This is a genomic window from Ensifer sp. EB106-03-01-XG145 (assembly GCF_058792075.1).
This window is the reverse complement of the sequence record NZ_JBYTEC010000019.1, coordinates 1-22,103: the sequence shown is the minus strand read 5'-3', so window position 1 is coordinate 22,103 and position 22,103 is coordinate 1. Positions and strand designations below refer to the sequence as shown.

Below are 22,103 nucleotides of genomic sequence, written 5' to 3'. Positions count from 1 at the left end.
TTGGCCCGCTCCTCCGGAGCCTCACCCGGCAAAGCATGATGTCGTCCGCGCCTCCTTCTGTCCGCCTTCGGGCTGAGGCGATGACAGCAGGTTGGGATGAGCCGGCGCCTCAGCGCCGGCAATAGGCTCGCACGAGCTCCGGATCCTGTTCGAGCCCGTCGAGCCACGTGGGATCGAGCCTCGGCACCGACGAGAAGAGCAGTTGCGAATAGGGGTGTTGGGGTGTCTTGACCTTCGCCGGCGTGATTTCCTCTACCTTTCTGCCGCCATACATCACGACGATCTCGTCGCAGATCGCCTCCACCACGGAGAGGTCATGGCTGATGAAGATGTAGGAAAGACCGAGCTCGCGCTGCAATTCCTTGAGGAGATCGATGACGGCGGCCGCGACCACGGTGTCCAGTGCAGAGGTGATCTCGTCGCACAGGATCAGCTTCGGCTCGGCGGCGAGTGCGCGGGCGAAGTTGACACGCTGCTTCTGGCCGCCCGAGAGCTCCCCCGGGCGGCGATGACGCAGGTTGCGCGGCAGGCGCACCATGTCGAGCAGCTCGTCGATGCGTGCGCTGCGCGCCTTGGCATTCATGCCGTGATAGAAGGCAAGCGGCCGGGCTAAGATTTCCTCGACGGATTTCGCCGGATTAAGCGCCGTATCGGCATATTGGAAGACGATCTGCATTTCGCGCAGTTCATCGCGCGAGCGCGCACGGGCGCTGCGGCCGAGTTCCTTGCCGTCGAAGACGATCTTGCCGACAGCGGCCGGCAATATGCCGGCGATGGTGCGCGCGAGTGTCGACTTGCCGCAACCGGACTCGCCGATGATACCGAGGTTGCGCCCCTTCTCCACCTTGAGACTGACATGCTCGACGGCGCGCACGAGGGGCAGGCCGTCGGCCTGGGCCTGGCCGTAGCCTGCGACGAGATTTTCGATTTCGAGCAACGGGGCCGGACCACTCTCTGCCGCGCCCGCAGCGCCACGGGGTTTCGGCTCGAAGGCGGCGAGCAGCTCCCGCGTGTAGGGGTGCGTCGCGCCGTCGAGGATCTCTTTGGTGGTGCCGATCTCCTTGGTCTCTCCGCCCTTCAAGACGACGATGCGGTCGGCGATCTGGGCGACCACGGCGAGGTCGTGCGAGACGTAAACGCCGGCGATGCCGCCTTTCTTCATGACCGACTTGAAGGCGCGCAGCACTTCGATCTGCGTCGTCACGTCGAGCGCCGTCGTCGGCTCGTCGAAGATGACGAGCTTCGGGTCGCCGATCAGCGCCATGGCCGCAGAAAGCCGCTGCAACTGGCCGCCGGAGACCTGGTGCGGATAGCGGCTGCCAATCGTTTCGGGCTCAGGCAACGACAACGCCCTGAAAAGCTCGACGGCGCGGAGGCGCGCCTCGTCGGCGGACATAAGCCCATGAATTCGGGTGACTTCGATTACCTGGTCCATGATCGTGGCGGCCGGGTTGAATGCGGCGGCGGCTGATTGCGGAACATAGGTGACCTCGGTGCCGCGCACCCTGGCGCGCTGCTTTTCGCTCAGCGTCACCATGTCCTTTCCGGCGACGGAGACGCTGCCGCCGGAGATGCGACAGCCGGGGCGGGCATGGCCCATCAGCGTGAGCGCGATCGTCGTCTTGCCGGAGCCGCTTTCGCCGATCAGCGCCACGATCTCGCCCTCGGCAATGTCGAAGCTGACGCCGTTGATGATCTCGACGCGTCGGCCGGAATCGGTGGTGGCTTCGACCTTCAGGTCACGGATTTCTACGAGATTGACCATCATTCGCTCCGATCGCGGATCTTCTTTGGCAGGTTGTCGATCAGCAGGTTGACGCTGATGGTGAGGCTGGCGATCGCAAAGGAGGGAGCCATCACCGCCGGTGCGCCAAAGGGCAGGCCGCCGATGTTCTCGCGCACGAGAGCCCCCCAGTCGGCATAGGGCGGCTGGACGCCAAGGCCGAGGAAGGAGAGGCCGGAGAGCAGGAGAACGATGAAGACGAAGCGGATGCCGAGGTCGGCAAGTACCGGTCCGACGATGTTCGGCAGGATTTCCGAGCGGATCAGATAAAGGGTACTTTCGCCTCGGATGCGGGCGACGGTGATGAAATCCATAGCGTTGATGTTGACGGCGAGCGCGCGGGCGAAACGGTACGCGCCGGGGATATAGATCACCGACAGCGTCAGGATCAGCACGGGAATCGAGGAGCCGACGGCAGCGACGATCACAAGGCCGAACAGCTTGCTCGGGATCGAACTGAGGGCGTCGAGGAAGCGGCTCAGGACCGTGTCGAGCCAGCCGCCAGCGACCGCTGCGATCATGCCGAGCATCACGCCGCTGAAGCAGGCGATCGTAACTGCCGCAAGCGAGATGCCGACCGTGTAGCGGGCGCCCATCAGGATTCGCGAGAGCATGTCGCGGCCCAGATAATCGGAGCCGAGCCAGAAGTCGCGGCTCATCGGGCCGAAGTAATCGAGGTCGACAATCTCGCCGACAGGGTAGGGGATGATCAGCGGCGCGAAGATCGCGATCAACACCCATAAAAGGATGACCGAGAGACCGACCATGCCGATGATGTTGAAGCGATAGCCGAGCCGGGTTCCGGAAATCCGGTCAGACTTGGTCTCAGAACTGGTCATTGTCATCGGAGCCTCGGATTGGAAAGGATGGCTATGATATCGGCGGCCGTGATCAGGAGCAGGTACCCGAGGCAGAAGATCATCGCGCAACTCTGGATCAGCGGCAGGTCGCGAGTCGCGACGGCGTCGACCATCAGCTTGGCAATACCTGGGTAGTTGAAGATCGTCTCGACAATGATGACGCCGCCGAGCAGGTATGAGAGCGAAAGCGCGACCGCGTTGACAATCGGGCCCAGAGCGTTCGGCAGCGCATGCCGAAACACGATGCGCGGCCGCGAGGCGCCCTTGAGCAACGCCATCTCCACATAGGGCGTGTTGAGCGTCTCGATCACCGCTGCCCGGGTCATGCGGATCATTTGCGCCGAGATGACGAAGGTAAGGGTGATCACGGGCATGGCATAGATGCGCAGGAGGTCTGTCAGCGAGGTGACTTCGTTCGCGAAGGAGAGCGCCGGTAGCCATTTCAGGTAGACGGCGAAGATCAACACCGCGGAGGTCGCGATCATGAATTCCGGCACTGAGATGACGCCGATCGTCAACACGGTGACGGCGCGGTCGTACAGCGAGCCACGTAGCATCGCCGCGGTGATGCCGAGCGTCAGCGCGATCGGCACGGAAAAGAGCGCGGTGACGCCCGCGAGCTGCAGCGTGTTGATGAAACGCCCCCCGATCAGATCCGCGACCGGCATCTCATTGGCATAGGAGGTGCCGAGATCGCCCTGCAGCAAACCAACGATCCAGCGCAGGAAACGGAAGATCGCCGGGTCGTCGAGATGCATGGCCTTGCGCAGACCTTCGACTGCCTCCGGCGTGGCGGCCTGGCCAAGCAGGATCGTCGCTGTGTCTCCCGGCAGGAGCGTCGTCGCGAAGAACACGGCGAAGGAGACGATCACCAGCGTGATCAAGGCGATGAGCAATCTGCTCAGCACGAGTGATAGGACACGGTTGTTCACGCGCGTTCCCTTTCGGCATTCGAGATTTCAAACCAAAAGGGTCGGGGCTGCAACCGCGCGGCTGCAGCCCCGACCGTTCGCCTCATCAGGCTTCGAGCCAGACATATTCCGCGAAAGCATAACCCATCTGGCCGCCAAGCGGGTTGGCTTCCAAGCCCTTGAGCTTGGCGGTGATCGCGTCGACGTTGGAGATATAGGCCGGAATGATGGTGCCAGCTTCGCTGGCGACCATCACCTGCATCTCGTTGTAGATCGCCTTGCGCTTCTCCTGGTCGAGCGAGCCGCGCGCCTCGATCAGCATCTTATCGAATTTCTCCGACTTGTACTGGCTTTCGTTCCACGGCGCTTCCGTAGTGTAGAGCAGCGAGAACAGAATGTCCGGTGTCGGGCGCGGGTTGATGTTGCCGAAATGGACCGGCGCCTTGAGCCAATAATTGTCCCAATAGCCGTCGGCCGGTACGCGCTGAACGTCGAGCTTCAGTCCGATCTCGGCAGCGGAAGCCTGGATGATCATTGCCATATCGATCGATGAGTTCGCCGCCTCGGATGCGATCATCGGGATCGACTGACCGAGAACGCCGGCCTTCTCGAAATGGAATTTCGCCTTTTCCGGATCGAACGCCCGCGGCTTCAGGTCGCCATTATGGTAGAAATTTGCCGGCGAAACCGGCTGGTCGTTGCCGACTTCTCCGAGGCCGCGGAGCGCCGACTTGACGATCTGGTCGCGGTTGACGAGGTACTTCATTCCCTCGACGAAGTCCCGCTTGCTGCCAGGCTCCAAGTCCATGCGAATGTTGAGATTGGTATAGTTGCCCGAGGTGGTTTTCGAGAGCACGAAGCCGTCGCCTTGGGCCTCGACCAAGCGTATGGAGCGCGGATTGATCGTAGCGGCGAGATGGATGTCCCCTGAGAGCAGTGCGTTGACGCGCGAGCTATCGTCGCTGATCGCGAAGTACTCGAAGGAATCGACGTTCGGGCCGGACTTCCAATAGTTCTTGTTCTTGATGCCGACCGAGCGTACGCCGGGCTCGAAGACTTCCCTCACGAATGCGCCGGTGCCGTTGCCCTTGGAAAAATCCGTCGTGCCATCGGCGACGATCATGAAGTGGTGCATCGACAGGATGGTCGGCAGGTCGGCGTTGGGATTTTCGAGCGTGATCTCGACCGTCTGCTTGTCCAGGGCCTTGAAGCCTGTCATCTGCGCGGCAATCTTCGCGACCTTCGAACCGACGGATGGATCGAGATGGCGTTTCAACGAGAAGACCACGTCGTCGGCGGTCAACGGCTTGCCGTCGTGGAAGGTGACGCCGCTCCTCAGTTTGACTGTCCAGGTCTTCGCATCCTTGGACTCGATCGCCTCGGCGAGCTCCATCTGCGGGGTGCCGCTCTTATCGAGGAAGGTGAGACGGTTGTAGAAGGAGCAGCAGCGGACATAGTCGGTGGAGAGCGATGCCTTGGCCGGGTCGAGCGTGTCGGCGGTCGAGGACGACCAGCCGGCGGCCTTAAGCGCGCCGCCGGAGACCGGCGTTGCGGCAACCGCGTTGGAGGCGCGGCCGAGCACTAGACTGCTGGCGGAGAGGGCAACGCCACCGGCGAGCATCATCTGCAGCAGTTCACGGCGCGTTGCTCCGCGGCGGATGGCGTTTTCGACCATGGTGTCGTCGGATCTGGTCCAATTGGTGATCTTGTCGTTCATGTCATTCCCCTTTTCGTCTGTTGGCGGGCTGCCCGTCTTCCGCGGGCTTAGACCCAATCCGGTGAACTGGTCAGCTACGTGCGACGGCCACGGCATCGGCAAGGTCGGCCATGGAGGTGAAGTGGTAGTCGGGCTCGGTGAACTCGGCCGGCTCAATGGTGCCGCCGTAACCTTTCTGCGCGTGGCGCCGCTCGATCCAGCAGTTGGTCAGCCCAAGCTTCCGCGAAATGCCGATGTCGTGGTACTGGCTCTGGGCGACATGCAGGACGTCGTCCTTCGAATTGCCTTCCGAGCCGATGAAGTCGAAAACCCTCTGAAAGAAGGCGGGGTCAGGTTTTTCGGTACCGGTATCGTCAGCGGTGAAGGCGGCGTAGAAGGGATCACCTAGTTCCTTGGCGAAGAAATCGAAGGCCCAGCGGCGCGCATTGGTCATCGCGACAAGCCGGTAATTCTTCGCAAGGCGCGCCAGCGCTTCGGTGCTGTCTTCGAACGCCCTCCAGTTCCCGGCGGAGTCCCTGAGACGCTCGCCATATTTCCGCTCAGTCGGAAGGCCGAGCTTCGGCGCGATTTCAAGATAGACACGCACCAGATCGTCCGGGAAGAGGTCGGCGTCCGTGGAGTAGCGCGCTGCGCGGTAGAGGCTGAGCGCCTCCTCGCCATCGATGGCGACACTGGCCTCGGCGGCGATGCCGGCGAGGCAATCCTTGAGGCCGCCCTCGAAGTCGATCAGCGTGCCGACGACGTCGAAGGTCATGTATTTGAATTCGGGCAGGCTCTTGTGCACATCGATTCCCCAGTTTTTCGCGTCCCAGGTCGGAACGCCGACTTCATGAAGAAGAATATTCTGTTCCCGTCGGCGGGATGTTTTCCCCGCTCTTGCTGGAAAGGCCGCATATGCTGGGATCCGGCCGCTTCCTTGATTTGAGTTTGGCAGGTGTGCCGCACCGGAGTCTCCGAAAGGGCGTCGTGGCGCAGCACAAAATTTCGAATATGGCGGTTCCGCGATATATCGCGTCCGTCGTCCCTCAGGCCCTCAAAGCCTGGCGAACATCCGGGTCTTCCAAGGTCTCGTCCAATGTTTGGCGGGTGCGCTCGACAATCGCGTCGATCTCCGCCGCAGTGCAGCAGAGCGGCGGCGCATACCCGAGCACGCCATTGGCGAAGGCGCGGATGACGAGGCCGTTTTCCCAGGCCCGGTCGAAGATGCGGCGCGCCGGCTCCGCGGCTGCCGGCAAAGGGGTCTTCCTTGACTTGTCGACGACAAGCTCGACAGCGGCCAGCATGCCGCGACCGCGCACGTCACCGACCAGGGGATGGCCCCTCAGGCTTTTGAGACCTTCCATCAGCCGTGCACCGGCCGTGACGCCGTTTTCCAAGAGGCCGTTCTCGTAGAGTCTCAGCACCTCAAGGCCGACAGCGGCGCTGACGGGATGCGCCGAATAGGTGTAACCGTGGCCGACGGCGGAAGCGCCGGCGCCGTCGGCAATCGTCTGATAGACGTGGTCGGCCATGAACACGGCCCCCATCGGCACATAGCCGGACGTGAGACCTTTGGCCGTGGTGATGAAGTCCGGCACGATCTCGTCCTCGGTAGAGGCAAAGAGCGGTCCGGTGCGACCGAAGCCGGTGATCACCTCGTCTGCAACGAAGAGGATGCCGAGCTCGCGGCAGACTTCGCGCATCGCCTTCATCCAGCCCTTGGGTGGCACCAGCACGCCGCCCGAGCCCTGGATCGGCTCTGCATAGAAGGCAGCGACACGCTCGGGGCCGATTTCCCCGACCTTGCGTCGGAGAGCGGCCAGCGACGCCTCGATGATCGCCTGCGGGCTCTCTCCCACCGGATTGCGGTAGACATAGTGAGACGGAATTTTGTGTTGCCAGTCGAAGGGAATGCCGAAGCCGGCATGGAAGGCCGGCAGCGCCGTCAGCCCGGCGCCGACCGTCGATGAGCCGTGATAGCCTTGCTCCACCGAAATGAACTGATCGCGTTGCGGCTCGCCGCGGGCATTCCAATAATAGCGGATGAAGCGGATCGTGCTGTCGACGGCGTCGGAGCCGCCGAGCGTGAAATAGACGTGGTTGAGATCGCCCGGCGCGCGCTCGGCGAGTTCCGAGGCGAGGCGGATCGCGGGCTCGGAGCCGAGCCCGAAATAGGCCGTCGCATAGGGAAGCTCGCGCATCTGCCGGGCGGCCGCTTCGACGATCGCTTCGTGGCCATAGCCGGCATTGACGCACCAAAGGCCGGCAAAGCCGTCGATCAGTTGCTTGCCCGAAGCGTCGGTGACCGTCGCGCCTTTTGCCGAGGCGAGTACGCGCACGCCGAGTTTTTCATGGCCGCGATAGGAGGCGACCGGATGGATGAGGTGGGCGCGATCGAGTTCGATGAGGGAATTGCTGTACATGATGATCTCCGGATCAGCCGAGCGCCTGATTGGCGAGGGCGAAGGTGGTAGCGGCCGGGTCGGCGGTGGGGTGGATCGGGGGCTTCATCATGGCGATACCCCCGCCGACATGGGCTAGCCCTTGCTCGGCAAGCCAGAGAGAAAGGCCGGTCTCGGCAGTGGTATCGAGCCTAATGAACCCGCCGGTTCGCGTGAACATGAAGTGGGCCACGAGCGCCTCGGCGTCTTCGAGATCTTCGGCGACGACGGGTCCGATGGCCTCGCCGCGGCCAAAGGGGCGGATGGCGCCGAACCCGCAAACGCGCGCGTCCCGGCGGATCACCGCGAAGTTGCCGACTTTCCCGAGATAGGCAATCATCCCTTCACGGTTGGCGCCGAAGGCGAGGCGGTCGAGCGCGACGATCGCTTCGATGTCGGCCGCGGTCGCCTGTTCCGTTTGCCCAGGCTCGGCGATTGCTCCGACGATGCCCTGATGCTGCAACACGCGACCCGCCTCGCGGAAGCCGAGCCTTTCGTATAGCGGCAGGCCCTCAGTCGTTGCCACGAGTCTGAGCGGACGATCGGCCGCTAGCCGCAACGCGGCGTCCATTAGCTTGCGACCGAGGCCGCGGCCGCGCATCGCCTCGTCGACGATGACCATGTTGATCGTCGCACAGTCGGACCTGTAACGGGTGACGAGTACAGTGCCGACGACCCGGTCGCCCTCTATCGCGACGACGCCTTCGCTCAGGGCAAGCGCCATCTGCCAATCTTCAAGGCGATGTGGCCAGCCGGCCTGCCGGGAGAGCTTGACGGCGGCTTTCAGATGCTCAGGCCCGAAGGCGGCAATATCGATCTGACTTGTCTGCATGGCATTTCCTTCATTGTCTGCCCGCAAGTCTGAAGGAGTGCCGGCCGGCAGATCGTCTGAAGGCTTTGGCTCGCGCGGTATCTTATAGCTTTGCACCTACCGGTCGCCGCATCTTATGCTGGCAGGGAAGAGCGCTGGGAGGGCGCCGGGGCGGAAGACGCCGCTGACCACCAGCAGGCCACACAACCTTCTGCCAAAGCCGGCGCTCGATACGATAGATTCTGCTTCGAACGCCGCCAAATCAGGCGAGGCGATGGGAGGCGCAGCGCCTATGATCCTCACAGAATACTTGGCCCGTTCTTTCAAGGATACGCACATGACGACCTTCCGTCCGAAATACATCACCTTCGACTGCTACGGCACGCTAACCAACTTCCAGATGGCAGAAGCCGCGCGCGACCTTTACAGCGAACAACTCGACGAACCGCGCATGGCGGAATTCATCAAGAATTTCGCGGCCTATCGCCTCGACGAAATCCTGGGCGCCTGGAAGCCCTATGCCGAGGTGGTGCACAATTCGCTGGAACGGACCTGCAAGCGCAACGGCATTAAATTCCGCGATGAAGCTGCGAAGATGGTTTACGAGCGCGTGCCGACATGGGGGCCGCATGCGGACGTGCCGGCGGGGCTTGCCAAGGTCGCCAAGGAGATCCCACTGGTGATCCTGTCGAATGCCATGAATTCGCAGATCATGTCGAATGTCGAAAAGCTTGGCGCACCCTTCCATGCGGTCTACACCGCCGAGCAGGCGCAGTCCTACAAACCGCGCTTTAAGGGCTTCGAATACATGCTCGATATGCTCGGCTGTGGTCCGCAGGACATTCTTCACTGCTCGTCCTCCTTCCGCTACGACCTGATGTCGGCGCACGACCTCGGCATCAAGAACAAAGTCTGGGTCAATCGCGGTCACGAGCCGGCCAATCCCTACTACGGCTATGTCGAGATCGCCGACATCTCCGGCCTGCCGGGCGTCGTCGGTCTTTAGAAAAGGCGGTGCGCCATGAAGTTCCTGTCCTACTGGCATGATACGGCCCCGGCCTTTGCCGGAGCTGCGCAAGGCCCGGTCGATGACCATTACGACGTCGCCGTGATCGGCGGCGGCTTCACCGGCCTCAGTGCGGCCCGGCAGCTCGCCAGGGCCGGGGCGAAGGTCGTCGTGCTGGAGGCGGAGAAGGTCGGCTGGGGCGCCTCCGGCCGCAATGGCGGACACTTGAATAACGGGCTCGCCCATAGCTATCTCGCGGCCAAGGCGGAACTCGGCAGGGAGCGGGCGATTGCGCTCTACAAGGCGTTCGACGATTCAGTCGACACGATCGAGGCACTGATCACCGAAGAAGGTATCGACTGCAACTTCCGCCGCGCCGGCAAAGTGAAGCTTGCCTCGAAGCCCCCGCATTTCGAGGCGATCGCCCGCAACTTCGAGGCGGTCAACGCTGAGGTCGATCCCGATACGGCGCTTCTCAGCGCCGAGGATCTAAAGCAGGAGGTCGGCTCGCCCTTCTTCGGGGCAATGCTCTCGAAGAAGAGCGCGATGATGCATATGGGGCGGTATGTCGTCGGCCTCGCCGAAGCGGCCACGCGCCATGGCGCCGTGGTTTTCGAGAGCGCGGCGGTCACCGAGCATCGGCAGGAGGGCGGCCGGCATACATTGAAGACCTCCCGCGGCAGCGTCACCGCGGATGCGGTTCTTGTCGCCACTGGCGCCTACACGCCTTCGATCTTCGGTTATTTCCGCCGCCGCATCATCGCCGTCGGCAGCTTCATCATCGCCACCCGATCGCTGACAGCGGCGGAGATCGCGGCGACAATGCCGGGCAACCGCACGTGCGTCACGTCGATGAACATCGGCAATTATTTCAGACTCTCGCCCGACAACCGGCTGATTTTCGGCGGCCGCGCACGTTTCTCGGCAACCTCCGATCAGAATTCGGACGCCAAGAGCGGCGCGATCCTCAAGGCAAGCCTTGCCGAGATCTTCCCGCAGCTTGCCAATGTCGAGATCGACTATTGCTGGGGCGGTCTTGTCGACATGACCAAGGACCGATTCCCCCGCGCCGGCTATCAAGACGGCGTTTGGTACGCCATGGGCTATTCCGGCCACGGGGCGCAGCTTTCGACGCATCTCGGCATGATTATGGCGGACGCGATTCTCGACCGGCCGGATCGCAACCCGCTGAAGGGGCTCGAATGGCCGGCCGTGCCGGGACATTTCGGCAAGCCCTGGTTCCTGCCGCTCGTCGGCATGTACTACAAGATACTGGACAGGATCCAGTAGACAACGCGGTGGTAGGAAGAAGGGCGCGGATCGGACAGATCCGCGCCCTTCTTTGTTTGGATGATCTAGCCTGGCGCGTCGCGTCAACCGCGCAGCGGTCTTGCGAAAGAGCTGAAGCGCCTCTTGAGAGCGGGATGAAGAAACACGGGCGGCATTTCGCGCGCATCCCGCTCTACTCCTGGAACCGATCACGTTTTAGGCTTTGGTTCAGTTCGACCCAAGATCGTCGTGACCAACCTACAGCGCGTCGCGTTCAATCGAATCACGCGACGCGCTGCAGATCCTTTGTTTATGCATGTCGTTGTCCCAAAAGCCGCGGCACACTTTTGGGCAACATGCATTAATCCAGTCCGCCGATGTGGAAGCTCTTCATCTCGAGATATTCCTCGATGCCGACCTGGGCGCCCTCGCGGCCCAGGCCGGATTGCTTGACGCCGCCGAAGGGGGCGACTTCGGTGGAGATGGCGCCGGTGTTGAGGCCGACCATGCCGAATTCGAGCGCTTCGGCCACACGCCACGAGCGTTTCAGGCTCTCAGTGTAGAAATAGGCAGCCAAGCCGAAGGGCGTGCCGTTGGCGATGGCGATTGCCTCCTGCTCCGTCTCGAAGCGGAAGAGCGGTGCGACGGGACCGAAGGTCTCTTCGCTGGCAAGCAGCATCTCGGTGGTGGCGCCCGTGAGCACGATCGGGGCCCTATATTGTCTCCCCTCCGGCACCGACCTGCCGCGCGCCGCAAGCTTCGCGCCCTTGGCAAGCGCGTCCTCGACATGGCGGTCGATCTTGTCGATCGCCGCGTCATTGATCATCGGTCCGATCGCGATGCCGGGTTGCGTACCGGGGCCGACCTTCATTGCGTTAACGCGTGCGCCGAGCTTCTCTGCAAAGGCGTCATAGACGCCGGCCTGCACCAGGATGCGGTTCGCACAGACGCAGGTCTGGCCGCCATTGCGGAACTTGGACGCGATCGCGCCTTCGACCGCCAGATCAAGATCGGCGTCGTCGAAGACGATGAAGGGGGCATTCCCGCCGAGTTCGAGCGAGAGGCGCTTGACGCTGTCGGCCGCGCCTCTCATCAACAGAGAGCCGACGCGCGTCGAGCCCGTAAAGGAGATCTTGCGCACTGTTTCGTTCGCCATGAACTCGTTGCCGATTGCGTTCGGCATGCCGGTGACGATGTTGATCACGCCTGCGGGAATGCCGGCGCGCTCTGCCAGAACTCCGAGGGCGAGCGCTGAAAAGGGCGTGAACTCCGAGGGCTTGATCACCACCGTGCAGCCGGCCGCCAAGGCAGGTGCCACTTTGCGGGTAATCATTGCGTTCGGGAAGTTCCACGGCGTCACGATCGCGCAGACGCCGACCGCCTCTTTCAGAACGACGATGCGCCGATCGGCCGTCGGAGAGGGAATGGTGTGGCCGCCGATGCGACGAGCCTCCTCGGCGAACCATTTGACGAACGAAGCGCCGTAACGGATCTCGACGCGCGCCTCGTCGAGCGGCTTGCCCTGTTCCATCGTCAAGAGCAGAGCCAAATCCTCCAGGTTTTCGATCATCAGCGCATACCAGCGCTCAAGTAATGCGGCCCGTTCGGCATGCGTCTTCTTCTTCCACGGTCCGAAGGCGGCATTGGCGGCTTCGATGGCGGAGCGCGTTTCCTCTTCGCTCATGTCCGGAATGGTGCCGAGGCGCGTCCGGCTAGCGGGGTCGAAAACGTCGACGGTCTTACCCGAGGCTGCTGCCAGCCAGGCTCCGTCGATGAGGCCCTCTTGCCGGAAAAGTTCCCTATCGTTCAACTTCATGATTTCTCTCCTCTAAAGATCAGTTGAGCGCGGCAAGCACCGCTGCCTTAATCGTTTCGGTTTTGTCTTTGCCCGGCACAGTGCCGATCCCGCGGGCGGTCGTTCTTTCGAGCGCGGTCATGACAATGCGCGCGGCTTCACTTTCTCCGAGGTGGTCCAGCATCATCGCGCCGGACCATATGGCGGCGACGGGGTTGGCGATCCCGAGATGGGCGATGTCGGGTGCGGAGCCGTGTACCGGCTCGAACATCGACGGGGCGCTTCGATCGGGGTTGATGTTGGCGGAAGCCGCAAAGCCGAGCCCGCCCTGAATGGCGGCACCGAGATCAGTCAGGATGTCGCCGAAGAGGTTCGAGGCGACCACGACATCGAGGCTCTCGGGCGCCATCACCATGCGCGCGGCCATCGCATCGATGTGGTAGCTCGTCACCTCGACATCCGCGTATTCGGCGGCGAGCTCTCGCGTAATCGCGTCCCAGAACACCATGGAGTATTTCTGGGCGTTGGATTTGGTCACCGAAGCGAGCTTGCCCCGGCGTTGTCGCGCCTGCTCGAAGCCGAAGCGCAGGATCCGTTCGACGCCCGTGCGCGTGAAAATCGAGGTCTCGACCGCGACTTCATCGCCCGTTCCCTGATGCACGCGGCCGCCGGCGCCGGAATATTCGCCTTCGGTATTCTCGCGGATGCAGAGGATGTCGAAATTGTCCGCCTTCAACGGACCTTGCACGCCCGGCAGCAGCCGGTGCGGCCGGATATTGGCATATTGCACGAAAGCCTTGCGGATCGGCAGGAGCAAGCCGTGGAGTGAGACGGAATCTGGCACTTCCGCGGGCCAGCCGACGGCGCCGAGCAGGATTGCATCGAAGCGGCGCAAGATTTCTATGCCGTCCGTCGGCATCATCGCGCCCGTTTCCTTGTAAAAGGCGCAGGACCAGGGAAAGGGCGTGCCGGTGAGCGAGAAGCCGGAATGCCTGGCGACGGTCGAAAGAATCTGCCAGGCCGCATCCGTTACGTCCTGGCCAATGCCGTCGCCGGGGATGAGTGCGATCGAATAGGATTTCATGGAGGCTCCCTATAGGCTGATGAGCACGCTCTTGCTCTTGCGGTTGGCGTGATAGGCCTCGCGTCCGAGGTCCTTGCCGATGCCGGAGCGCTTGTAGCCGCCGGTTGGCAGGATGTGGTCGTGTGAGCGATTGTACCGGTTGACCCAGACCGTGCCTGCCTGGACCCGCCGCGTCAGCCGTAGGGCGCGAGACAGGTCGCGGGTGAAGAGGCCAGCGGCCAGACCGTAGGTCGGGTGGTCGGCGAGCGCCAGTGCCTCCTCTTCGTCGGCGAAGGTCTGGATGGTCAGGACCGGACCGAAGATTTCTTCGGTTATCGCTGGCGAGGAGCTGTCGCGCACGGCCATCAACGTTGGCTGATAGAAATAGCCCGGCGCATCCATTGGGGCGCCCCCGAACAGGCATTCGCCGCCCGCTCCAACGGCAGCCTCGACGATGCCGTGGATGCGGTACAACTGGCGCTTCGAGATGATCGGCGAGTACTCGCTCGCCTCATCCCAGGTCGGCCCCGCCTTTGCCGCCTTCATGCGCGTGACGATCGCCTCGGCGAGCGGCGCAGCAACGCTTTCCTCCGCGATCAGGCGGGAGCCGGCGATGCAGGCTTGGCCAGCGTTAGACATCACGCTCTGGGCGATTGCCGCGGCCGCCTTGGTGAGATCGGCATCGGCGAAGACGAGTTGCGGGCTCTTCCCACCGAGTTCAAGCGTCATAGGCTTGACCCCGGTGCGGGCGATATTGGCCATGATGGCGGAGCCGGCGCCGGTCGAGCCGGTGAAGCTTACCTTGGCGATGTCGGAATGGCCGGTGAGGGCAGTGCCGGTCACCGGACCGTCGCCCAGCACGATATTAATGAGGCCGGCAGGCAGGCCAGCGCGGATTGCAAGCTCGGCAAGGTAGACGGTCGAAAACGGCGTCATTTCGGAGGGCTTCAAGACGACGGCATTGCCGGCGGCAAGCGCAGGGCCGAGCTTCCAGGCGGCCATCGAAACGGGGAAATTCCACGGCGTGATGGCGCCGACGACGCCATAGGGCTCGGTCATGATCATGCCGAGATTGTTGTCGTCGGTCGGCACGAGGTCGCTGCCTTCCTTGTCGGCGAATTCCGCAAAAAAGCGGATCTGCTCGGCGCTGACGGCGATATCGCCGGCGATGAGGTGTCCGACCGGGCGGGTCGAGGAAAGCGCCTCGAGCTTGGCGAGGGTTTCCGCCTCCCTTTCGATCAGGTCGGCCCAGCGCTGCAGCACGACTGTGCGCTCGCGCGGACGCACGCCGCCCCAGTTGCTCGCCTTCAGCGCATTCTTGGCGGTTTCGACGGCGCGGTCGACGAGAGCTTCGTCTGCAAGAGGGCAGCCGGCATAGGCCTTGCCGTCGGAGGGACGATGCATGTCGATAACGCCCTCGGCAGGGATCAGCCGGTCGCCGATGAAGTGCCCGACGGGCAGGGGAAGAGTGTCGGGGTCAAAGCTGAGAGTCATAGCGGGTCCTCGGATAAGCTCATGCGAGGCTACCGGAAGAACGCGAGCAGCATGCATCGAGTGGCGATGCGGCGACGGTGGAAAATTACGTTTTCGGTGACGGAACAGCGAAATCTTCGGAGGCTGAGATGGGCCGGTCGGTGACGTATCGGCGATGCGCCGGCAATCCGACAGGAGCACGAGAAAGCGATTGCCAGGCTGGAGCAGCGACGACACGCCAGAAAGCCGCGAGCGTGCCGTGGTGGGCGAGGATGCCGGTTGCCGGCAAGTTTTCGCCGAAACCAGTTCGAGCGCGATCCGTGGCCGATAGGCCTGTATCAAGGGCCTCGATCGGATCGCGCGGCGGACACTACATGACCGTCACGTAGATCTTACGTACGGTCTCGATCGTCTTCCAGACACCGACAAACCCCGGCTTCATGACGAAGCTGTCACCGGCTTTGTAGACGACCGGCCCGCCACCTTCCGGCGTGAGTTCGACGACACCGGAGAGGATATGGCAGAATTCGAATGTCTCGCCCTTAATCGAGCGCGTCTCTCCGGGGGTTGCCTCCCAGACGCCTGTATGGATCATCTCTCCCCGTGCGATGTCTTGAGCCCAGGTCTTGAAGGAGGGACTGCCGGAGATCAGGCGTTCCGGAAGCGGACCGGACTCGCGCGGCGGGAAAGAGGGATTGGTGTCGATGTTCTTCAAGAGGGACATGAGTTTCCTTTCCTAGGATTGAGAGCTTAATAGCCGCGGCCGCGATCGATGAGGCCGATGGGATCAAGTCCGGTCCGATGACGCTTGATATTCTCGATCACGGCCTCGGCGCCTGTTTCCGGTTGGGTGACGCTTGCTATGTGCGGCGTCAGCAGGACTTTCGGGTGGCTCCAGAAGGGATGACCCGTTGGCAGCGGTTCGGGATCGGTGACGTCGATGACAGCACCAGAGAGATGGCCACTATCGAGCGCCCCGATCAATGCTTCATGATCGAGCTGCGGCCCGCGGCCGACATGAACAAGTGCCGCGCTGGCCGGGAGCTTGGCGAAGAGGGCGGCATTGAGAAAGCCGCGCGTCTCGTCGGTTAAAGGCAGTAGACAGATGAGGATGTCGGTATAGCCCAACAGACGGTTGAGACCGTTAGTACCGTGCAGGCATCTGACACCCTCAAGCTCGTGCGCGCTAAGGCTCCAGCCGGATAGCGGAAAGCCGAACGGCTTCAATCGTTCGAGCACCGCGGTGCCGAGCATGCCGAGGCCGAGCACACCGATGCGGCGTTCCGAAGCCTGAACCGGTGAAATGGCCCGCCAATGTTCGCTGCGCTGCTGGTCCAGATAGGCCGGCAGGTTGCGATGGAGCGCGAGCACGGCAAGTGTCACATATTCCTGCATCATCCGGACGATGCCGTCCTCGACCATGCGCACGACCTTCACATGCGGCGGCACGGCCTCGATGCGGAACTGGTCGACCCCGGCGCCGATCGAGAAGAGGATTTCAAGGTTGCGATAGCGCGAGAGATCTTCGGGAACCGTCCAGGTGATCAGGTAGCGCACCGCATCCGGATCGACCGCCGCCGCATCCGTGGCGAAAGGAACGTCCGGAAGCGCACGCGAAAAAGCTTCGGCGAAAATCGCGCCGCGTTTTGCGTCGGAATTGAAGAGGAAGGTCATCGCGCGTCTCCTTCTTGATGCCTCAGGCGCGGCAACATTCGCCGAGCCGCTCGATCATCGCCTGGCAGGCCAGGAGTTCATCGACCAGGATGAATTCGTCGGGCTTGTGGGCGCGGCCGATCTCGCCGGGGCCGCAGATGATCGCGTCGATGCCGGCCCGCTGGAAAAGCCCAGCCTCGGTGCCGTAGCTGACGGCCGGGAGAGACTCGAGACCGGTCAGTTCTTCCAGCAGCCGCGCAAGCGGCGCATTGGGGCCGAGCGAAAGTGCCGGATAGGAGCTCAGTTCCTGCCATTCCACTTGGAAGCCGTGTTCCGACAGCGCCTCGGCGGCCTCTCGCACCGGCGCGAGCAGTTCCGCCGGATCGACGCCGGAAATCGCTCGTGCCTCGAACTCGGCCTCGCAGGTGTCCGGGATGATGTTGACCGCCTGGCCGCCCTTCACCGTGCCGATCTGCAGAGAGGAGTAGGGCGGCTCGAAAACATGCTCGTAAGGACCACGGGCCAGTCGGTCGGCTTCGGCGACCGCCCGTGCGAAGACGCTCGCAATGGCATGGATAGCATTCAGTCCCATGTCGGGCCTCGACGAATGGCCGGAACGACCCTTGACCGTAAGTCTGGCGGCGGCCTTGCCCTTGTGGGCGCGGATCGCGTGCAAGCTGCTCGGCTCGCCGATGATCGCGCCTAGCGGCGCCGCGCAGAGTTCCGGCAGGCGCGCGATCATGTGTGGCACGCCGCGGCAGCCCGCCTCCTCGTCATAGGAGAAGGCGAGGTGCAGCGGCCGGCGCAGGTGCATCTCGGCGAGCTTTGGCGCGACGGCGAGGGCGGCGGCCAAGAAACCCTTCATGTCGGTGGCGCCCCGCCCATAGAGTCGGCCCGCCTCTTGACGCAGACGAAAGGGGTCGCCCGTCCAGCCGCTTTCGGCCGCCGGAACGACGTCCATGTGACCCGAAAGAAGATAGCCCGGCACCTCTTTCGGACCGATTGCGGCGAACAGGTTAGACCGATCGCCCTCCGGGCCAGGAAGCAGGGTGACGGCGATGCCGTGGCTTTGCAGATAGTCGCGGATCCAGGCAACGATGTCAGTATTGGGGGTACTGACGACGGAGGGGAAGCCGACGAGCTTTTCAAGGATATCCACTGCCTGCATTCTTGTCCTCACAGCATCCCGGTTCGCTGGGGTCGGCGCCGTCGATCATGACCAGTACTTTAGAAGCCTATCCAGGCTTTACATGCCGAAAGCGCGTCGGATTTGGAGGATTGTTGTGCGACAGGCGGCCTCTCAAGTGAATTGTATCGAGCGCACCGTTCTAGTCTAAGGGATAAAAGTTTTCGCCGCGGGCCGGTTGGATCGGGCGAGAGCAAGACGACGGCAGGGACGGGAGGCAAGGAGTGGACGCACCGACATCTGAATCCAAAGTCATCGACAGTTTCGAAATGCGCATAGCCGGGATCGAGAGCGCCGATCTCGGGCAACTGCACGCCCTGTCGGTTTCCGTCGGATGGCCGCTTCGCGCCGAGGACTTGCAACTCCTGCGCGAGGTCGGCCGCGGCTATGTGGCGCTTGATGAAATCGGCAGGCTGACGGGTTCGGCCATGTGGTTTCCGCACGGTGATGATTTCGCGACCATAGGCATGGTGATTACTTCGCCGCGGCTGCAGACAAACGGCGCTGGGCGGTGGCTCATGGACCACGTGCTTTCGGATTGCCGGGGACGCGATCTAAGGCTCAATGCGACGAGGGCCTCCCGCCGCCTTTACCATTCGCTCGGTTTTGAGCCTATACGGACCATATACCAATGCCAGGGCATTGCCCGCCGGTCGACCGACTTTGTTACGGCAACGGAGCAGCCGATAGTCCGGCGACTGGAAGGGGAGGACCTTGCCGCGGTGATCGAGTTGGATGCAGGCGCATTCGGTGTTTCGAGGGCGGCGCTGATCGGCAAGCTCTTTGCTCAATCCATAGGCTACGGCTTGGTTCGCGGCGGTCGGCTGTGCGCTTTCGCGCTTTGCCGTCCTTTTGGCAGGGGACATGTCATTGGCCCGGTCGTGGCAGACACTGATGCGGACGCCGTGGCAGTGATACGGCAACATGTCTCCGCCCACGAAAATCAATTTCTGCGCCTCGACACACCAGTCGAGACCGGCACTTTCGCCACATTCCTCTCGCAATCCGGCCTGACCGTCTTCGACACAGTGCTCGCAATGTCCCGGCGGGGCAAATGCGCGGCGGTCGTAGTACCTGGACCGAACCTCTACGGGCTGGCAAGCCACGCGCTGGGCTGATTTGCGGCGCAGCTTCTCCAGACGGCGCGCAAGCAGGCTCCCTCTGATTGAAGATAACGGGGTGGTATCGAACCGTAATGTTCACGGGCTCTTTGCGGCGATGGTGGGGGCGGAATCTGGCGATTGCTGCAAGCCTGTCTTGCAGTAGTAGGGCGGCGCGCGAATACCGGGCTTGGAATGTCTAGCACCACATGACTGACTGAGGCAAAATGCCGTTTCCTCGATTGGGAACGCAGGCGCGCGAAGTTCGCTTTTGGGGCAATTCGGTGATTGCGGCTTAGGGTCGAAGGGAACCGTTCTTCTCGAAGCCCTGTGCAACGGCTTGTAGGATGTTCACATTCTGGGCCAAAAAGATGGTGTAACGGGCAGAACCCGGCCCGGTAGGTTTGAAGGGCCGGTGGTCGTCCCTCACAATGATGGTGTCGCGGAGTCAGGAGTGGCCTGCTCCATAGCAGCACGGAGAGACGACCATGAAAGAGTATGCCGGCATCGACGTATCATTGGAATACTCAAGCGTGTGCGTGGTGGATGCGGATGGCCGCATTGTGCGGGAAGCAAAGATGCTCAGCGAACCCGATGCGCTAATCGCCTGGTTTGGCGCGCACGGCGTGGCGATGGAGCGCATTGGTCTGGAGGCCGGCCCTTTGTCGCAGTGGCTCCATGCCAGGATGGTGAAGGCAGGTCTTTTCGTCGAGCTGATCGAGACGCGCCATGTGCGTGCAGCCTTCAAGACGATGCCGGTGAAGACCGACAAGAAGGACGCACGGAGTATTGCGCAGTTGATGCGGCTTGGCTGGTTCAGAGCGGTCCACTGCAAATCTCTTGCCGCCCAGGAGGTGCGTGCTCTGCTGACCGCCCGCAAGCTCATCCAGGGCAAGCTTCACGACATCGAGATGAGCATACGGGGCATCCTGCGCGGCTTCGGCCTCAAGGTCGGGCCGACGACGCGGCGCACTTACGCGGGGCGCATCCGCGCGCTGATTGCAGGCCATTCGACCTTGGAAGCGATCGCGACGGCACTGCTGAAGGTGCGCGACGCGCTTGTGCATGAATTTTCAGGTTTTAAGCGCAAGCTGCGTGCCATCGCCCGCCAGGACGACAACGCACAGTGGCTGATGACGACGCCAGGCGTTGGCGTCTTGGTGGCGCTGACGTTTGTGGCGGCCGTCGATGCGCCGGAGCGATTCCGCTCCTCCCGCGCGGTGGGGCCGCACTTCGGATTGACGCCGAAGAAATATCAATCGGGCGAGACCGATCATAGCGGTCGCATCTCGAAGATCGGCGATGGCAGCGTGCGCACCGCGCTCTACGAGGCGGCCAACGTCATCCTGACGCGACCGGTCAAAGCTTCCGATCTGAAGGGCTGGGCGTTGGCGGTCGCCAGACGTGCCGGTCCGAGAAAGGCGCGTGTCGCGCTGGCCCGCAAGCTGGCGGTGGTGTTGCATCGCATGCTCAGGGACCGAACCAACTTCATCGCTCATAAGGGAGCGCCAGCCCTGGCGGCTTGACCGGAGGAGACGACAAGACAGGCTTTCGGACGGGCACAGCCATCAGCCCTCCGCAGCAAGGTCCCTTCGCCGGCACGAAGGATGGGCTAGGCCGTTATGCGATCAGCAGCACGCGGTGACTGCGCCGTTCCAGATTGGCCAACCGGTCCTCAGCAGACCCCATAGAGCAGCGGCAAAGCTCCGACTGCGGACAGAAGCAAGCACTCGGCGAGGGATTACGCTCACAAGGGATTGACGCAACGCCCGTTACAGAACCTCGCATAATGTATCGAGCGGAACTCTGCGCTCTGGCGGCTCAACCCCCAGAAGAGCATGAGCAACGGCTATCGTTTTGATTCAGCATTTAGTTCCGCGCATTGGCAGGGGTGTGCAATAAAGCCCCCGCCTTTTCTGCCGCTGCCCGCAGACGCTTGTCTCTGGTCCACAAGGCCGCTCGCGGATCAAGGAGAATTGAGGCCAGCAAGTGCGCATCCGTGTGGCCAATGCCCATACTGAAAATGGCGTGGCGATCAATCATCGTCATGACTTCGTCGTGCGTTGCGACGAACGCTTCACGTTGAGCCGCCAGGAAAGCTATCACGCTACCCCGGTCCCGAAGGCTGCCAAGTGCCAATTCACCAATCACGGCCGGATGGCAGAGGAGACGATCGTCCTCAATAATCTTACGCAACTCCGCATCGCCATGTCGAAAATGATCAATCCAGATGGAGGTGTCAGCAAGTATCACTTGGCCGCTGCGCTCCGGCGGCGGGGGGCTGCCTCCGCATCCGGCATAGTTCCCCCGAGCGCGATGAGGCGTTTTCCCGACTCAACACGAACAAGCGTCTCCAACGCTTGGCGGACCAGAGCGGCGGTTTCTTTCGTGCCGGTTAGGGATCTAGCCCTTTCCATGAGCGTGTCGTCGAGGTTGATAGTCGATCGCATCGTCTGGTTTCCTGGTTTTGGTACTTACAAATAGCACCAATTGGTGATGAAATCTACGCCTAGCCCCCACTCTGATACGTCCGCCGTAGGATGTGCAAAGCCGGCAACGCGGGACATGTTTGTCGCGTGATGAGCGCCATCGTGCGTAAAGCGATCGCGCATCCTAGCCCTCAAAAACCGCAAGGGCCGCGGGTTCGCCCATCAAGTGCACCTATATTTATAAAGTCCGAAATTTGTTTTCGCTAAAACAGATGTTTAGAGCATTTCCCTTTCATGCTGGATCGTATCCGCATGAGTTGAAGTAGTTTCTGCATTCTTTTGGCGCGACGAGATGGACGAGCTTGCCGATCATGTCCCACAGACCAGACACGGTCCGCTCAGCCGCCTTCCTCAGATGTGCCTTGAGCTTGGAGAAGGCCTTTTCGATGGGGTTGAAGTCGGGACTGTAGGGCGGCAGGAACACCATCGTTGCGCCCGCCGCTTCGATTAACGCTCTTGCTGCTGGCCGTTTGTGGCTGGAAAGATTGTCGAGGATCACGACGTCACCGGGTTTCAATGTCGGGACCAGGACCTGAGCGACATAGGCCTCGAACCACTCGCCATTGA

At 62.3% G+C, this 22,103-nt stretch carries 20 protein-coding genes; 4 read left to right on the top strand and 16 right to left on the bottom strand.

Features of this window, described 5'->3' with window-relative positions; translation table 11 throughout:
- Window positions 1-109 precede the first annotated feature (109 nt).
- From AC3WWH_RS28625 to AC3WWH_RS28595, 7 genes are all read right to left on the bottom strand, one after another.
- The gene (locus AC3WWH_RS28625) at window positions 110-1,765 is read right to left on the bottom strand and encodes an ABC transporter ATP-binding protein (protein ID WP_113398993.1); all 1,656 of its coding nucleotides are present in this window, start codon (window positions 1,763-1,765) and stop codon (window positions 110-112) included.
- Entirely contained in the window at window positions 1,765-2,628 is an 864-nt protein-coding gene (locus AC3WWH_RS28620; RefSeq protein ID WP_057249972.1) for an ABC transporter permease, read from the bottom strand. Before AC3WWH_RS28620 ends, AC3WWH_RS28625 begins: the two co-directional genes overlap by 1 nt.
- Window positions 2,625-3,575 carry an ABC transporter permease gene (locus AC3WWH_RS28615; protein ID WP_057249974.1) on the bottom strand — a complete coding sequence of 317 codons (951 nt, stop codon included), beginning with the start codon at window positions 3,573-3,575 and terminating at the stop codon, window positions 2,625-2,627. The genes AC3WWH_RS28620 and AC3WWH_RS28615 overlap by 4 nt, the downstream gene beginning before the upstream one ends.
- An 85-nt stretch (window positions 3,576-3,660) precedes the next feature.
- Entirely contained in the window at window positions 3,661-5,271 is a 1,611-nt protein-coding gene (locus AC3WWH_RS28610; RefSeq protein WP_058324012.1) for an ABC transporter substrate-binding protein, read from the bottom strand.
- Between the two features lie 70 nt (window positions 5,272-5,341).
- Complete coding sequence (locus tag AC3WWH_RS28605) at window positions 5,342-6,055, bottom strand: HAD-IA family hydrolase (protein WP_058324011.1); 714 nt, start codon at window positions 6,053-6,055, stop codon at window positions 5,342-5,344.
- Between the two features lie 241 nt (window positions 6,056-6,296).
- The gene (locus AC3WWH_RS28600; RefSeq protein ID WP_058324010.1) at window positions 6,297-7,673 is read right to left on the bottom strand and encodes an aspartate aminotransferase family protein; all 1,377 of its coding nucleotides are present in this window, start codon (window positions 7,671-7,673) and stop codon (window positions 6,297-6,299) included.
- Window positions 7,674-7,686: 13 nt separating this feature from the next.
- On the bottom strand, window positions 7,687-8,523 hold the full coding sequence (locus tag AC3WWH_RS28595) for a GNAT family N-acetyltransferase (RefSeq protein ID WP_058324009.1): 837 nt from the start codon (window positions 8,521-8,523) through the stop codon (window positions 7,687-7,689).
- 316 nt (window positions 8,524-8,839) lie between these two features.
- On the opposite strand from AC3WWH_RS28595, the gene AC3WWH_RS28590 reads away from it, so the two are divergent.
- The gene (locus AC3WWH_RS28590) at window positions 8,840-9,508 is read left to right on the top strand and encodes a haloacid dehalogenase type II (RefSeq protein WP_058324034.1); all 669 of its coding nucleotides are present in this window, start codon (window positions 8,840-8,842) and stop codon (window positions 9,506-9,508) included.
- 15 nt (window positions 9,509-9,523) lie between these two features.
- A complete protein-coding gene (locus AC3WWH_RS28585; protein ID WP_058324008.1) occupies window positions 9,524-10,798 on the top strand; it encodes an NAD(P)/FAD-dependent oxidoreductase in 1,275 nt (424 codons plus the stop codon).
- 340 nt (window positions 10,799-11,138) lie between these two features.
- Here the strand turns inward: AC3WWH_RS28585 and AC3WWH_RS28580 are convergent, their stop codons facing one another.
- The 6 genes from AC3WWH_RS28580 to argE form a co-directional block, all read right to left on the bottom strand.
- Complete coding sequence (locus AC3WWH_RS28580; RefSeq protein ID WP_058324007.1) at window positions 11,139-12,593, bottom strand: NAD-dependent succinate-semialdehyde dehydrogenase; 1,455 nt, start codon at window positions 12,591-12,593, stop codon at window positions 11,139-11,141.
- Between the two features lie 19 nt (window positions 12,594-12,612).
- The gene (locus AC3WWH_RS28575; RefSeq protein ID WP_058324006.1) at window positions 12,613-13,656 is read right to left on the bottom strand and encodes a tartrate dehydrogenase; all 1,044 of its coding nucleotides are present in this window, start codon (window positions 13,654-13,656) and stop codon (window positions 12,613-12,615) included.
- A 9-nt stretch (window positions 13,657-13,665) separates the two neighbouring features.
- Window positions 13,666-15,129 carry an aldehyde dehydrogenase family protein gene (locus AC3WWH_RS28570; protein ID WP_058324005.1) on the bottom strand — a complete coding sequence of 488 codons (1,464 nt, stop codon included), beginning with the start codon at window positions 15,127-15,129 and terminating at the stop codon, window positions 13,666-13,668.
- A gap of 349 nt (window positions 15,130-15,478) precedes the next feature.
- Window positions 15,479-15,832, bottom strand: a complete 354-nt coding sequence (locus AC3WWH_RS28565) for a cupin domain-containing protein (protein WP_058324004.1) — start codon at window positions 15,830-15,832, stop codon at window positions 15,479-15,481.
- Window positions 15,833-15,858: 26 nt separating this feature from the next.
- Window positions 15,859-16,782: a 2-hydroxyacid dehydrogenase gene (locus AC3WWH_RS28560; protein WP_058324003.1), complete on the bottom strand. Its 924-nt coding sequence runs from the start codon at window positions 16,780-16,782 to the stop codon at window positions 15,859-15,861.
- A 22-nt stretch (window positions 16,783-16,804) separates the two neighbouring features.
- Window positions 16,805-17,929 carry an acetylornithine deacetylase gene (argE, locus tag AC3WWH_RS28555; protein ID WP_058324002.1) on the bottom strand — a complete coding sequence of 375 codons (1,125 nt, stop codon included), beginning with the start codon at window positions 17,927-17,929 and terminating at the stop codon, window positions 16,805-16,807.
- A gap of 242 nt (window positions 17,930-18,171) precedes the next feature.
- On the opposite strand from argE, the gene AC3WWH_RS28550 reads away from it, so the two are divergent.
- Both AC3WWH_RS28550 and AC3WWH_RS28545 read left to right on the top strand, forming a co-directional pair.
- Window positions 18,172-19,065 carry a GNAT family N-acetyltransferase gene (locus AC3WWH_RS28550; protein ID WP_058324001.1) on the top strand — a complete coding sequence of 298 codons (894 nt, stop codon included), beginning with the start codon at window positions 18,172-18,174 and terminating at the stop codon, window positions 19,063-19,065.
- Between the two features lie 470 nt (window positions 19,066-19,535).
- Complete coding sequence (locus tag AC3WWH_RS28545) at window positions 19,536-20,573, top strand: IS110 family RNA-guided transposase (protein WP_058324000.1); 1,038 nt, start codon at window positions 19,536-19,538, stop codon at window positions 20,571-20,573.
- A 343-nt stretch (window positions 20,574-20,916) separates the two neighbouring features.
- Here AC3WWH_RS28545 and AC3WWH_RS28540 read toward each other — a convergent pair whose 3' ends face one another.
- The 3 genes from AC3WWH_RS28540 to AC3WWH_RS28530 all read right to left on the bottom strand — a co-directional run.
- Window positions 20,917-21,300, bottom strand: a complete 384-nt coding sequence (locus tag AC3WWH_RS28540; protein WP_058323999.1) for a type II toxin-antitoxin system VapC family toxin — start codon at window positions 21,298-21,300, stop codon at window positions 20,917-20,919.
- A complete protein-coding gene (locus tag AC3WWH_RS28535) occupies window positions 21,297-21,497 on the bottom strand; it encodes a type II toxin-antitoxin system VapB family antitoxin (RefSeq protein ID WP_017958375.1) in 201 nt (66 codons plus the stop codon). The genes AC3WWH_RS28540 and AC3WWH_RS28535 overlap by 4 nt, the downstream gene beginning before the upstream one ends.
- Before the next feature lie 271 nt (window positions 21,498-21,768).
- A partial coding sequence (locus AC3WWH_RS28530; protein ID WP_492377347.1) for a transposase occupies window positions 21,769-22,103 on the bottom strand: 335 nt, incomplete at its 5' end.